General features: G+C 71.3%; 13 protein-coding genes and 1 pseudogene. 3 read left to right on the top strand and 11 right to left on the bottom strand.

Annotated elements, in window-relative coordinates; all coding sequences use genetic code 11:
• Positions 1-81: 81 nt before the first annotated feature.
• The 3 genes from AC3EUJ_RS13970 to AC3EUJ_RS13960 form a co-directional block, all read right to left on the bottom strand.
• A complete protein-coding gene (locus AC3EUJ_RS13970) occupies positions 82-2,310 on the bottom strand; it encodes a SpoIIE family protein phosphatase (RefSeq protein WP_431961489.1) in 2,229 nt (742 codons plus the stop codon).
• A gap of 138 nt (positions 2,311-2,448) precedes the next feature.
• Entirely contained in the window at positions 2,449-3,348 is a 900-nt protein-coding gene (locus tag AC3EUJ_RS13965; RefSeq protein ID WP_431961488.1) for a universal stress protein, read from the bottom strand.
• A gap of 203 nt (positions 3,349-3,551) precedes the next feature.
• Positions 3,552-4,190, bottom strand: coding sequence for a hypothetical protein (locus tag AC3EUJ_RS13960; protein ID WP_431961487.1), 639 nt, complete (start codon positions 4,188-4,190; stop codon positions 3,552-3,554).
• Between the two features lie 466 nt (positions 4,191-4,656).
• Here AC3EUJ_RS13960 and AC3EUJ_RS13955 point away from each other — a divergent pair, with 466 nt between their 5' ends.
• Positions 4,657-6,366 carry a sensor histidine kinase gene (locus AC3EUJ_RS13955; RefSeq protein ID WP_431961486.1) on the top strand — a complete coding sequence of 570 codons (1,710 nt, stop codon included), beginning with the start codon at positions 4,657-4,659 and terminating at the stop codon, positions 6,364-6,366.
• A 46-nt stretch (positions 6,367-6,412) separates the two neighbouring features.
• Here the strand turns inward: AC3EUJ_RS13955 and AC3EUJ_RS13950 are convergent, their stop codons facing one another.
• Together AC3EUJ_RS13950 and AC3EUJ_RS13945 are read right to left on the bottom strand one after the other, a co-directional pair.
• Entirely contained in the window at positions 6,413-7,114 is a 702-nt protein-coding gene (locus AC3EUJ_RS13950) for a response regulator (RefSeq protein ID WP_431961485.1), read from the bottom strand.
• Positions 7,115-7,227: 113 nt separating this feature from the next.
• Entirely contained in the window at positions 7,228-7,896 is a 669-nt protein-coding gene (locus AC3EUJ_RS13945; RefSeq protein WP_431961484.1) for a helix-turn-helix domain-containing protein, read from the bottom strand.
• Between the two features lie 219 nt (positions 7,897-8,115).
• On the opposite strand from AC3EUJ_RS13945, the gene AC3EUJ_RS13940 reads away from it, so the two are divergent.
• Positions 8,116-8,688 carry an Rv1733c family protein gene (locus AC3EUJ_RS13940; protein ID WP_431961483.1) on the top strand — a complete coding sequence of 191 codons (573 nt, stop codon included), beginning with the start codon at positions 8,116-8,118 and terminating at the stop codon, positions 8,686-8,688.
• Positions 8,689-8,744: 56 nt separating this feature from the next.
• Here AC3EUJ_RS13940 and AC3EUJ_RS13935 read toward each other — a convergent pair whose 3' ends face one another.
• The 6 genes and pseudogenes from AC3EUJ_RS13935 to AC3EUJ_RS13910 form a co-directional block, all read right to left on the bottom strand.
• Entirely contained in the window at positions 8,745-9,377 is a 633-nt protein-coding gene (locus AC3EUJ_RS13935) for a CBS domain-containing protein (RefSeq protein WP_431961482.1), read from the bottom strand.
• Between the two features lie 27 nt (positions 9,378-9,404).
• Positions 9,405-9,869, bottom strand: coding sequence for a Crp/Fnr family transcriptional regulator (locus AC3EUJ_RS13930; RefSeq protein WP_431961549.1), 465 nt, complete (start codon positions 9,867-9,869; stop codon positions 9,405-9,407).
• Positions 9,870-10,053: 184 nt separating this feature from the next.
• Positions 10,054-10,251, bottom strand: coding sequence for a universal stress protein (locus AC3EUJ_RS13925; RefSeq protein ID WP_431961481.1), 198 nt, complete (start codon positions 10,249-10,251; stop codon positions 10,054-10,056).
• 18 nt (positions 10,252-10,269) lie between these two features.
• Positions 10,270-10,932 (bottom strand): helix-turn-helix domain-containing protein, encoded by a 663-nt coding sequence (locus AC3EUJ_RS13920; RefSeq protein WP_431961480.1) that lies wholly within the window; start codon positions 10,930-10,932, stop codon positions 10,270-10,272.
• A gap of 26 nt (positions 10,933-10,958) precedes the next feature.
• Complete coding sequence (locus AC3EUJ_RS13915) at positions 10,959-12,029, bottom strand: alcohol dehydrogenase catalytic domain-containing protein (protein ID WP_431961479.1); 1,071 nt, start codon at positions 12,027-12,029, stop codon at positions 10,959-10,961.
• 211 nt (positions 12,030-12,240) lie between these two features.
• Positions 12,241-12,581: pseudogene (locus AC3EUJ_RS13910) on the bottom strand (CBS domain-containing protein); the annotation flags it as partial.
• 186 nt (positions 12,582-12,767) lie between these two features.
• Between AC3EUJ_RS13910 and AC3EUJ_RS13905 the strand changes: the two are divergent.
• Complete coding sequence (locus AC3EUJ_RS13905; RefSeq protein WP_431961478.1) at positions 12,768-13,448, top strand: OsmC family protein; 681 nt, start codon at positions 12,768-12,770, stop codon at positions 13,446-13,448.
• Positions 13,449-13,450 lie beyond the last annotated feature (2 nt).

The raw sequence follows: 13,450 nt of genomic DNA, 5'->3' as shown, positions 1-13,450 counted from the left end.
GGCAGTGCGAGAAGTCACTGACGCACCCCAGTGAGCGGCGCCGGCCGTGAGGACAACGGCCTGCGCCCGCGTGTCCAGGATTCAACGGGGAAGGGCGATTTCGCACCAGACCACTTTGCCGCGGCCGCTGGGCGAACTTCCCCACTCGCCGAGAGCGTCCACGATGATCAGGCCGCGGCCGTGTTCTGCCTGAGCGTTCTCCTCCTCGCGAGCTGAGAGGGAGGAGGGAAGCGGTGGTGTCACGTCGCTATCACGGACCTCGAGGCGGATCCGATCCGGCTGCAGACGCAGCCGCAGCTCGACGTAACTGTCGGCATGAGTCAGGGCGTTCGTCACGACTTCCGACGCCATGAGTTCCAGGTCGTCCGTCATCGCTTCCAGATGCCAGCTCCTCAGGCAGTCTCTGACGAACTCGCGGGCGGCTTTGACGCCGTGCAGATCGTGCCGCTGGATCTCCATCCGGTTGGCCCGGTGCTGTGGTCCTGTGCCGGCGCAGAGGGCGAGGAGGAGGGCGACATCGTCTCTGCGTTCAGGGGGAGAGGGCACCATGGACGTGAGACGGTCCGCAAGGTCCTCCAGGCAGTGTTCGGCGCCCTTGCGGCCGGCGGAGGCGAGCATCCTGCCCGCACTGGTGACCGCGTCAGGCCCGTGTGCCTTGCTGAGGCCGTCGGTGTACAGAAAAAGCACCGTCCCCGCTGAGAGGGTCGCCTCAAAGGCCTGATAGGGCACGGGTGACGGCACGCCCAGGGGAACGCCGATGAGTGTGTCAAGCGTTTCGATAGTGCCGTCTGGACCACGGATCAGCGGCGCCGGGTGACCGGCCAGGGCCACCTCGGCCGTCTCGTCGGCCGGATCCAGATAGACGACACAACACGTGGCCAGCAGCTCGCTCTCCAACTGAGTGAGCATGGTGCCGGCGCGTGTCAGCACCGCTTCCGGGCGGTGGCCCTCGCTGACGTACGCGAGTACTGCGCTGCGCATCTGCCCCATGACCACGGAGCTTTCGATGGAGTGGCCCTCGACGTCACCGATGACCAGCCCGATGCCTCCGGACGGCAGGGCGACCACGTCGTACCAGTCCCCGCCGCTGTTTCCGGAGGGAGCGGGCAGGTAACGAGCGGTGGTGACCACCTCCGGCAGGTCGGACAGGGCGCGGGGCAGCAGCCGCCTTTGCAGGCTCTCGGCGAGAGCGTGCTCGCCTTCGCTCAGGAGAGCCCGTTCCAATGCCTGGCCGAGCGAATCGGCCATCATCATCATCACTGCCTGTGCTTCCGCACCGAAACGCCGGTGCTCTGCCCACCCGAGGGAGCAGACACCGACCGGGTGCCCGCTCGCCCGCATGGGCAGGTGTGCCCACGCCTGATTGCCGTCGTTCTGCGCGTCGGGGTAGGCCGTGAGCAGGTCAGCACGCTGTGGGAAGAAGTACGGGTCGGAGCCGCGCAGGACGTCGGCCACAGGAGTAGCCCTGTTCCTGACAGCGCTGGATCCGTGGAGCTGCCTGACCGCTTCCGAGACCGGGCCGGAGTGTCCGACGACCCACAGCCTGCCGTCGGCGACGACCGTCACGATGAGACTCTGCGCACCGAGAGTGCCCATCATTCGTGACCGGGCGGCTTCCACGACTCCGTGCGGGGTCACCACCGAGTTCAGTTCGTCGGCCAGCCTGAGGACTTGGTAGATCCAGCTCAGGCCGGCCGAGCCGGGTACATCGGGCAGTCCCCACCGGGTCGCAGGTTCGGTAAGGGGGCTGCGTGGCTTGAACACAGGGAAGATCAGCGGTTGCCTCCCCGGCCGTATCGCCGTTCCGCCTGCAGCCAGGACTGCCAGCTCGCGCGTCAAGTTCTCGCCCACTTCCCGCAGCCTCTTACGCTGGTCTTCGCTGAGAACGCCGTCCCTCCAGGGGATCCGGCTGACCGCCAGCGCCCCGTACCGGTGGTCCGGGTCGGCCAGGGGTACGGCCACCACTGCGTACGGTGCCCGGACGGGGCCCACGTCGTCCGGACGAACGCCCGGTTCTCCGATGGCGGTCGTCCTTCCGGTCCGGCACGCCAGCGCTGAGGCCCGCGGCCCATGCAGCGGCATGCGCTCTGGCATATTGAAGACGGCCGGCGGCGTACCGCCGATCACCGCGGCGCTCAGCCACTCGCCGTCGTCCTCGAGTAGGTAGGCGATCCCGGCCACCGCGTCGAACTCGACCACCGCCTGGCGGATGGCAGCCACCAGCAACTTGTCCAGGGCCTCGGCGTTCGCCGAGGGATGTGCCGAGCGAGCGCTGCTGCCCTCAGTGTTCTGTCCCGCGATGCCGCTCATCCGTGCCCCCGTTCCAAGCGACGACTGTCACCCGGTCGGCCAAAATGATGATCACCACAGCGGCACGACCTGGGTTGCGTGGCGTACTGCGTCATTTTCAGTTCCACTCCTGGCAGCCTGGGCGGTGAACGGGTCGGGTCAGGGGTGAGCGACGACGGCCACCGGCGCGGCGCTGTGATGCAGGACCGCGTGCGTGACCGGACCGATGTGGCTGCCGATGGCCGAGCGGCGGATGCGGCGGCCGACCACGACCAGGCAGGCGTCGGCGGAGGCGTTCACCAAGTGGTCCGCCGCCCGGCCGATGACCTGGTGGGCGTGGACGTCCACCTCGGGGTACTTCAGCAGCCACGGGCGCAGGGCCTCGGTGAGCGCCGCGTCGCGTTCCGACGTCGCCGCCTTGATCAGATCCGGCAGGACCACGCCGGAGCCGTGCACGTTCGGCGGCAGGGTCCAGCCGTGGACGACCTGCAGGCGGGCAGCCCGATCCGTGGCGGCGTCGAAGGCGAAGGCGAGCAAGTCTTCGTGGGGCCGGTCCAGGTCGAGGCCGAGGACGACATCCCGGTACGCCGTGGCGACCGATGCCCGCCCGTCGGCGTCCGGCAGGTGCTCGTGCGCGGCTGTTTTCCCGGCCCTGACCAGGACGACCGGGCGGTGCACGGCGGCGATGACCGCCAGCGCCACGGAGCCGACGAGGAAGCCGGTGATGCCGTGCAGGCCCCGGGAGCCGAGCGCCATCACCTCGGCCTGGCCGGCGGCGGCCGCGAGGACCGCCACCGGCTGCCCGGCGATCTCCTCGGAGGTGATCTCCAACTGCGGGTACCGCTCGCGCAGGGCGGTGGCCGCATCCCTGGGGACAGCAGCGGCCCAGGCGCGCATGGCGACCGGCCCGGCAAGCGGTGCGTTGGCGTACGCCTGCCACTCCCAGGCGTGCAGCAGCCGCAGGGGCAGACCACGCAGAGCAGCCTCCCTGGCCGCCCAGTCGGCGGCCGCCAGGCTCTCGGGGGAACCGTCCACACCGGCGAGGACACAACGCACCATGGCGATGACCTCCTTGCGGGAGTCGGGGCGAGGCAGGTGGTTGGCCTCTGCTCTCAGTGTTCCTCGATGGCCCGGCCGGCGGGATGGGCCGCAGGTCCCCGCAGGGGCCCGGTCGGCCCATCCCGCCGACCGGGCGGCGACGACTCGGTGAGGTCCGGCAGAGGCGGGGTGCTGACGACGCGGTGGTGCCGGTGCGATGGGTGTCAGCGGAGCCAGGCGTGGTCACGGACCAGGGGCAGCCGGGCCCAGACGCGGCCCAGGCCCCAGGTGGTGCCGGCGGAGGCGGCGGCGAGGGCGACCAGCACGACCGCGTAGATCAGGTGGTAGTCGGCGAACGGGTTGGTCGACATGCTGGGCGATCCGTCGGCCAGGTGCCGGGCCGGGGGCCACTCGGCGACCCACATCAGGGCCATCATCACGGTCCCGGCCAGGGCGGAGACCCGCAGGGCCACACCGCTCAGGACGGCGACGCCGATGCCGAGCAGCCCGAGCATGAACAGCCAGTCCGCCCACCCGGCGCCCGCCCAGTCGTGGAAGGCGGACCGCATCGGGCCGGCCGCGACGCCGCTGAGGAAGCCCTTGGTCGGCGAGCCGCCGTCGATCCAGCCCTTGCCGGAACCGGTGGCGTAGCCCAGGCCGAAGGCCTTGTCGAGGAAGGCCCACAGGAAGACGAAACCGGTCAGGACGCGCAGGACCGCGAAGACGTACGCGCGGGCGGAGGTGGCGGACGTGGCGGCCGTGGCGGCAGCCTCGCCGGACGGGGCGGTGCCTGTGACGGCGGCCTTGCGCCGTGCGGGGAGGCGGAAGCCGGTGTGCCGCTGGGGGTGTCCTTGGATGGCCATGGTGCCGATTCCTTCCGATCCGTGGAGGCGTGAACGTGGTGGATTCGTTTCGTGCTCACTGTCCCGCGAGATGAGGTGCCCCGCCGTGGGCCGAAGGCCCACCCGTAGGGGGCCGAACGTCCCTGCTACGGCGGTCGGTTGGCGCATCAGGGGGCGTACCGGCCATGGCGCGGGGCTGCTCGCGTGAACGAGCGGTCGACGCCGGATCCGGTACCTGCGTGGCGAGCAGGAGGAACGGACGCCCAGCGCGATGTACGTGGCCCGCGCCCAACTTGTGGAAGCGGGACATCGAGTCGACGGTGACCGGGCCCCGGCCCGCCCCCGGGTCCGGCGCAGGCGAAGCGACGGGAGCGTCCGGCTACCGTCATCTGGCCGAATGGCGGCGGAGAGCGTTCGAGGCGGTCCGGATCCCGCTATGTTGAAGCTGGTCAGAGCTGCTGCTGCGCCGGATGGAGGATCCGTGGGGATGGAAGGCAGCGAGGGCGCCGAGCGCCTGCCCCGGCTGAGGCTCGACGAACTCCTGGACGAGTTGCAGGTGCGCATCGACGCGGTGCGCGGCACCCGGGACCGGGTGCACAGCCTGCTGGAGGCGGTCCTGTCCGTCGGCAGGGAACTGGACCTACCGCACGTGCTGCGCCGGATCGTGGAGGCGGCGGTCGCACTCGTGGACGCCGAGTACGGAGCCCTCGGGGTGATCGGCGACGACGCGAAACTCGCCCAGTTCCTGACGGTCGGCGTGTCGGACGAGCAGGCCGAGGCGATCGGCCCCCTGCCATCCGGGCACGGCATCCTCGGTGAACTCATCCGGCACCCGGAACCGCTGCGCCTGGAGGAACTCTCCCAGCACCCGGCCTCGTACGGCTTCCCCGCCAACCATCCCCCGATGCACTCGTTCCTCGGAGTGCCGATCCGGGTCCGCGATGAGATCTTCGGCAACCTGTACCTGACCGAGAAACGCGGCAGCAAGGAGTTCGACGACGAGGACGAGACCGTGCTGTCCACCCTCGCCGTCGCCGCCGGCGTGGCCATCGACAACGCACGCCTCTACCAGGAGGCCCGGTCCCGGCAGCGATGGCTGGAGGCGAACGCGGAGATCACTGCGAGTTTGCTGTCGGGGGTCGAGGAGTCGCGCGTCCTGGAGCTGATCGTCGAGCACGCCCGCGGCATCACGAGCGCGGACCTCGGCGTGGTGGCCCGCCCGGTCGACGGGACGACGGACATCAAGGTGGCGATCGCCACCGGCACCGACGCGGACATGCACCGTGGCCTCACTCTGCCCCGCGAGGGATCGTTCGCGGGTGCCGCCATGGAGGCCAGGGAACCGATCACCAGCCCGGACGTCGCACACGATCCGCGCATTACCGCGGGCCCGCCCCGGTTCGCCGGGCTCGGTCCCGCGGTGGCCGTCCCGATGAGCACCCCCCAGGGGGTGCGCGGCGCACTGCTGCTGGCCCGCGCCCAGGGCGGGCCGCAGTTCGCCGACACCGAGACAGCGCTCCTGCTGGCGTTCGCCGGATCGGCCGCACTCGCCATGGAACTGGCCGAGCGGCGCCGCGGAGCGGAGCAGCTGGCCCAGCTCGAGGACCGCGACCGCATCGCCCGGGACCTGCACGATCTGGCCATCCAGCGGCTGTTCGCCACCGGCATGACCCTGCAGAGCGCGGCACGATTCGTGGACCACCCACAGGCGAGCGAACGACTGTTGCGCGCGGTGGACGACCTGGACGAGACCATCAAGATCATCCGCTCGACGATCTTCGGGCTGCGCGCCCATGACATGGGCCCGGCCCGGCAGGGTCTGCGGGTGCGCACCGCCAAGGTGGTCGAGGAGGCCGTGCCCGCCCTCGGGTTCACCCCCGCGCTGCGCATGGAGGGCCTCATCGACACCGACGTACCCGCCTCCGTGGCCGACGAGGCCGTCGCGGTACTCGGCGAGGCACTGTCCAACGTCGCCCGGCACGCCCACGCAGGCTCAGCCGAGGTGGCTCTGGTGGTCGGCTCCGGAACCCTGACCCTGACCGTGACCGACGACGGCGTGGGACTGCCCGAAGGCGGCCGGCGCAGCGGCCTGGCCAACCTCGCCCAACGGGCGGAGAAGCTCGGCGGGACATTCACCGCTCAGGCGCGGGCCTCCGGTGGTACCCGACTGGAATGGCGCGTACCCGTGAGCCGGTAGACGGAGGGGCCGGTCGTCCCGGCGGCGGGGGCCGTGTGGCGCGGTCTCAGCTGTGGGAGCCGGCGTCCCCGCCGGAGGGCTGGTGCTGTGTGGCGAGCACGGCGGCCTGGATGCGGCGCTCGACGCCGAGTTTGGACAGCATTCGGGAGATGTGGTTCTTGACGGTCTTCTCGGACAGGAACAGCCGTTTGCCGATCTCCCGGTTGGTCAGTCCCTCGCCGATGAGTTCCAGGATCTCCCGCTCGCGGGGGGTGAGTGCGGCCAGTGCCTGGTCGTGCGGTTCGGGCGGTTCGTCCTGCTGTCGCAGACTGCTCATGAGCCGGGCGGTGGTGGCGGGGTCGAGCATGGACTGGCCCGAGGCCACCGTCCGGACCGCGGAGACCAGGTCGGAGCCCTTGATCTGTTTCAGCACGTAGCCGGCGGCGCCGGCCATGATGGCGTCCAGCAGGGCGTCGTCGTCGTCGAAGGACGTGAGCATCAGGCAGGCCAGTTGCGGCATGCGCGAGCGTAGTTCACGGCAGATGCTGATGCCGTCGCCGTCCGGGAGGCGCACGTCCAGGATCGCCACGTGGGGCCGCAGGGCGGGCCCGCGGGCCAGTGCGTGGTCCACGGTGCCGGCGTCCCCGACGACCTCGATGTCCGGCTCGGCGTCGAGCAGGTCGTGCACGCCCCGCCGCACCACCTCGTGGTCGTCGACCAGGAACACCCGGATCGGCGTCTGCGGTGAGAACTGCCCTGCACCGGTCATGCCGGCCCCCTGCCCTGTCTCGCTGTGCTGTGGTCCCATGACCCTGCGATCGTCGCCCACAAGCCCCCCGCACGCCAGGGCCGAACGGACCCATCGGTGACGGAGCGGGCAGGTCAGGGGACGTCGATGCGGCGTCCGCTGATTGCTTCGACATCGATCCGCACCCACATGCTGCGGTCGTCGTCCCCCGGCCACGGCCCGCTGTACACGCGTTTCGCGAGGTGGTGCAGGGTCTCCGGGTCCTCGACCCGGTGGGCGCGGCCGCGGACCAGGACGCTCCAGCCCTGGCTGAGGGCCTCGTCCACGTGGTCCACCTCGAAGACGACTTCGGTCCCGACGACCTCGGCGGGGCCCGAGTCCGGTGCGGTCCTGAAGACGACGGACCGGTCGATCACGCTGTAGTTCATCGGCAGGATGGCCTCGCGGCCGGGAGTGGTCACCGCGACCCGGCCCACGCCATGACGGTTCAGGTGCGCCCAGCACTCCTCGGGACTCAGCTCCAGCAGTCGTGCGTGCGACGAGGCGCGACCGAGGCGGCCGGGTGGAAGGTCGGCCTCGCCTCCGCTGAGCGCCACGACCGTCGTGTCCAGCGCGGCGGCGAGGGTCCCCAGCGTGCCCAGGCCGGGAGCCGCGGTGGACTGCTCCTCGATGAACCGCAGATAACTGGTGGCCATCCCGGACCGGGCCGCGACCTCCTCACGGGTCAGCCCGAGTTCGTCGCGCCGCTTGGCCACGCGCCGCCCCAGGTCACCCGGGGCGGCCGGAAACGGATTCGATGCCATGCCGCTCACCTCCTTGTCGCGAGGCCCTGGACAGAGATCAGAGATCCAGGAAGCTCCCCCTTTGTTGAGCGTGCCCCCATTGCGGTGTCCGCACCAGGGCCGATCGGTCCCACGGGCGGGCGAGAACGGCCTGCCCGGCCCACCCGGACGGTCTTTTCGGCCCCTGCTTCGCGGCCTGGCCCCGTGCGACCGTCACCACAGGGAAAGGGGGAAACGGCCATGGGTGACTCGGTGAGGTTCTGGCGCTGGAGGCGCAATCCGCTGCGACGCGGAACGGATGTCGCGGAGGCATGGACGGGAGTGGCAACCGCGGTGCTGATCGCCGTCGGCGGCCCGGCGGCCGGTGCCGTGACGGCTGTCGCCGTGGAAGACGACGCGCTCCGCCAGAGTCAGGGATTGCGCCAGGTGACGGCTGTCGTGACCGAGAAGGCCGCCGACGCGGTGGAAAACGACTACACCGCCTCCACCGGCAAGGTGCATGCCAGCGTGAGGTGGACCGCGCCCGGTGGAGCCGAGCACACCGGCAGCGCCCGGGTGGACCCGAACACCCAGGCCGGCTCCACCACAGGTGTCTGGGTGGACAGCGACGACGAGCTTCGGGAACCGCCGCTCACCCCGGTGCAGGCCCAGATGCAGGGCCAGGTGTTCGGCGTCTTCGCCGCCATCGGTGCCTGCGGGCTGGTCCTCGCGGGCCGCTGGGCCGTCCGGGTCCGCGTCCACCGCCATCGCGCGCAGGCGTGGGACCGGGAGTGGGCCGAGGTCGAGCCTGTATGGGCCCACCGGAGGGCCTGACAGCACGCGCGCCGTAGAAGGGCCCGGCGCTCGGCGATTCAGTCCCAGACTGCGTCTCAGTCCCAGACGGCGTCGACGACGCCCTCCACCGCGCGGGCGAACCGGGACGCCACCGGCATCAGCGACGGGTCCCCCGGCCTGCCGGAGAAGTGGACGACGCCTTCTTCGACGCGGGCCCGCACCGCCGAAGGCTCACCGGGGAACAGGTAGGCGACGATCTCGCGGTCCACCTCCTCGGCGATCTCCTCGTCCGGGCGCAGGAAGACCTTCAGCAGGTCGCCCCGGCTGACGATCCCGCACAGCATCCCCTCCCCGTCGATGACCGGCAGCCGTTTCACGTGCCGAAAGGCCATGGCCCGTGCCGCCTGAGCCAACGTGGCGTCGGCGTGCACGCACACGGCAGGCGCGCTCATCAGCTCGTCGGCGGTGGTGGCGCCCGCCTTGCCCAGATCCGCCAGCCGCCGCATCTGCTCGCCGCGGGAAGGGGCACTGTCGCGGTACTCCTCCTTGGGCAGCAGGTCCGCCTCGGACACCACACCGACCACCCGGCCCTCACCCTCCAGAACGGGCAGGGCGCTGACCTTCCAGTGCTCCATCGTCGTGACGATCTCCTTGAACGAGGCGTTCCGGCCGACGGCGACGACGGCCTCGGTCATCACATCGGACACGATGTGCGGGCTGCCATGCATGGGTCCTCCTCGGGGCACGTGCCCGTCTCAGCGGTCGGTTGTGCTGCCGGCAGGCCCGTAGAGGTCGAGCAGACGGGTACGGGTGTGCTGGAGGCGGTGAGCGACGATCTCCGCCACCCGGCGGGACACGGCCCGGCCGAAGACCGGATCCGCCTCGCACAGCGCCCGCACGATCGTCGCGTCGTACTCCACCGCCCGCACCGGGCTCTGCGCCTGGGCACCCAGATGCCAGCTGTACGGGGGCAACAGCCACGACCAGCCGAGCAGGTCGCCGTGGCCGAGGGTCTCCACCACGGCGGCTTGCCGGCCGGGAACGTGCAGGTCCAGGGCGACCGAACCGGTGTGGATGACCCAGAATCGGTCGGCGCGTTGTCCCTCTTCGAAAATGCGTGCCCCGGCCGCGAAGGACACCTCGCGGCCCAGTTGCCTCAGGCGCTCGCGGGCCTGCGGCGGCAGCGCATCCAGTAGGCCGGTGGTGGTTGCGGTGGTCATCATGACCCTCCCTGCTGCAACCCGCCGTGTCGCGGCGGCGGGGGATCTGGCGGGCGGCCGTCCGGCGCCCTTCACCTTCAGCCTGTGCTCTGGCGACGGCCGGGCGCTGGGGCCGACCGGCCTGTTGTGGGGCCCGGCCGGTACCGGCTTGCCTTGCCGCCGCGGCCCTGCCCGGAGCGTGCGGTCAGCCGATGGATCCGACCTCGCCCGGATCGGGCCACGGCAGCGCGAACACGATCCGCAGGACGGTGTCGCGCCGGTGTGCCTCGTCGGCCGCCCGGTCCAGGGCGCGCACGGCGGGATCCGATCCGTCCACTCCCACGACGACCTCCCCGTGTGGCATGTGGAGCCCTTCGTGTGGGCTGATCCCGGTGTCGGTCATGGGCGTGTCGTCGTCGTGTCAGCCGACCACGATGCGGCGGCCCGTCACGCTCTGCGGGGTGATGCGGATCCACAGGTCGCGGTCCCCGCCGGCCCACGGCCCGGTGTAGGCGTGCTCGTTCAGCCGCCGGACGGCCGCGGGGTCGGTGACGGTGTGGGCCATGCCGCGGACCAGGACGCTCCAGCCCTGGCTCAGGGTGTCGTCCACCTCGTCGACCTCGAAGGCGCACTTGGTGTCGGTGGCTTCGGCGGGGGTGGCGGCCGCAGAGGTGCGGAAGGCGATCGTGCCGTCCGCGACGCAGTAGTTGACCGGCAGCACGGTCGGTCCCTCGGGCATCGGCAGGGCGAGCCTTCCCACGCCGTGCGAGGACAGCAGGTCCCAGCACTCCTCGCTGCGCAGTTCCACCAGTTCCGCGCGGGCCGCCGCCTGCCCGCGGCCGGGCGGCAGAGCGGCCTCGCCGCCGCTGAGGGCGGACACGCTGGTGTCCAGCGCCATGGCCAGCCCGCGCAGCGTCGCCATACCGGGAGCGGCGGTGGAATCCTGCTCGACGTACCGCAGATAGCCCGGAGCGATGCCCGTGCGGGCCGCCACGTCCTCCCAGGACAGCCCCAGCTCCTCACGGCGCATCGCGATGCGCCGCCCGAGGTCCCCCGGCGCGGTGGCCGTGGAGTGATTCGTCATGACCGGTCAGCTCCTTTCCCCGAGACTCAGCCGGTGAGGGCCACCGCGGTGTGCTGCGGGCCGCCGAGCACGACCTTGAGCGCCGCGGTGTCGGCCGCTCGTCCGAATACGTCGTAGGCCTCCGCCATGTCGTGGAGTTCGAAGGCGTGGGTGACGAGGGAGGACGCGGCAGGAAGGCGTCCGGCTGCCATCATGCGTAGCAGGACCGGGGTCGAGTAGGTGTCCACCAGCCCGGTGGTGATGGTCACGTTCCTGCTCCACAGGTCCTCCAGGTGGAGGGTGGCCGGCGCGCCGTGCACGCCGACGTTGGCCAGGTGGCCGCCCGGCCGGACGATGCGCGTGCACAGCTCGAAGCTGTCCGCAACGCCCACCGCCTCGATCACCACGTCGGCACCGAGTCCATCGGTCAGGTCGTGGACCAGCCGCTCCGGCTGTTCGGCGGCGTTGGCGACGGCCTCGGCCCCAAGGCGCTTGGCCGCGTCCAGACGGGCCTCCGCCAGGTCGATCGCGATGATCCGGTCGGGGGAGTACAGCCGGGCCGTGATGATCGCGGCCAGCCCGATGGGACCGCCGCCGACGACGGCCACGACGTCGCCGGGCCGCACGTGGCCGTTGAGGACGCCCACCTCGTAGGCCGTGGGGAAGATGTCGGTGAGCAGCACCGCGTCCTGGCTGCTCACCGAGGCGGGCAGCGGGTGGAGGGAGACGTCGGCGAACGGCACGCGCACGTACTCGGCCTGCGTTCCGTCGATCAGGTGCCCCAGCACCCAGCCTCCACCGCCCACGCACTGCCCGTAGGCGCCTTCGCGGCAGAAGCGGCACCGGCCGCACCCGCAGATGCAGGAGATCAGGACGCGGTCTCCGGGACGCACCGTCGTGACAGCGGTACCGGTTTCGACGACCTCGCCGACCGCCTCGTGCCCCAGCACGGTGCCGGGGCGCACGTCCGGCACGTCTCCCTTGAGGATGTGCAGATCGGTGCCGCAGATGGTGACGGCGTCGACGCGGACGACCGCGTCGCCGGCGTCCTTGATCCGCGGATCCGGCACCTCCTGCCAGCGGGCCTGCCCCGGCTCCTGGAAAACCCACGCCTTCATGGCCTTCCCCTCCTTCGGGTGCACTCGTGTCCTGCTGCCAGGTTCGTGCGCGGCGCCAGACCGCCGCTTGGGCCGGTCGGACCCGTCACGGGGTCCGACCGGCTCGCCGACCGCTCCTGACCGATGCCGGAATGCCGGAATGCCGGATCCGCGTACCGACACCGGAGGAATCAGCGGCTCGACCGCCAACGAAGCAACGCCTGAGGAGACGTCACACCCGGCTCGTGGTGGGGTCGAAGCGCACATCGACGACACCCTCCACGGAGCGCACCATCCGTGCCACGACCGCTACCAGGGACCGGTCGGCGAGCAGTCCACTCACCGCCACGATCCCGTCGGCCACCCCCCGATGGCCACGGACTGCCACGTCTCGGGGAGGAGCCCGACCACGACGATCCCCGATCCCCGAACCTCACGGGCGATGTCCTCATCGGTGCGGAGGAACACCTTGAGCGGGTCGCCCCGGCTCACCACGCCCTGCGGCGCGCCGTCGGCGTCGACCACGGGCAGCCGCTTCACGCGGTGCAGGGCCATCATCCGCGCCGCCTGCGCCGGCGCTGACACTCATGGCCGCCTCCTTCGGCGAAGGACGGACAAGCCCTCCCGCACCGGTCTCGGAAGCACCGGCACCTGCTGCCATGGGGCCACCCGGCCCCGTGGAGGGGCCCAACGCCCTCTGTGCTGCCCGGGGCTGCGGCGGTCTGCTGGAAAAGGAAGGCACGACTGAGGGAGGCTGCGATGCTGCACGACCGGCTCTCCACCGGCCCGGCCCCGATCCGCACCCGAGGCGGCTGCGAGATCACCGTGTCCCGGTTCGACCCCGCTGAGCTGCCCGTCGGCTCGGGGCGGATCATCCTGGACCTTCCGCAAGAGTGCTTCGGTGAACAGCGAAGCTGGGCGAGCCTGACGCCCGCCGAGGCACATAGCCTGGCCGGTCTGCTGACAACGCAGGCCCGCGCCGTCGAGGAGGAGGAAGCGCGACGAGACGAACCGGCCGGGCACGGTGACGGTCCGCTGGAGGTGCGCCGCATCAGGGGAGACCACTACGCGACCGTCGTACGTGGGCACCGGATCGACACCGACCAGCCGCTCACCGCGGAAGGGACCGACGAAGGCCCCACCCCAGTGGAACTGTTCGTGGCGTCCCTCGCCTCCTGCGTCGCCCATTACGCCGGCCGCTACCTGGACCGGCACCACCTGCCCGGCGACGAGCTGCACGTCAGCGCCCGCTTCACCCAGGCGCCCGGCCCCACCGCCCGCATCGGCACCGTAGGCCTGCGAGTGACGATTCCCGGCCTGCCGCCCGAGCGCGCCGCCGGACTGCTTGCCGTGGCCCGGCACTGCACCGTCCACAACACCCTGGGGGCACCGCCCGAGGTCACCTTCGACCTCACCACCGGCACCGGGAGCACACCGTGAAG

It is taken from the genome of Actinacidiphila sp. bgisy160 (assembly GCF_057707815.1).
Note: the sequence above shows the minus strand (reverse complement) of the source record. Positions and strands in the feature narration are given on the sequence as shown.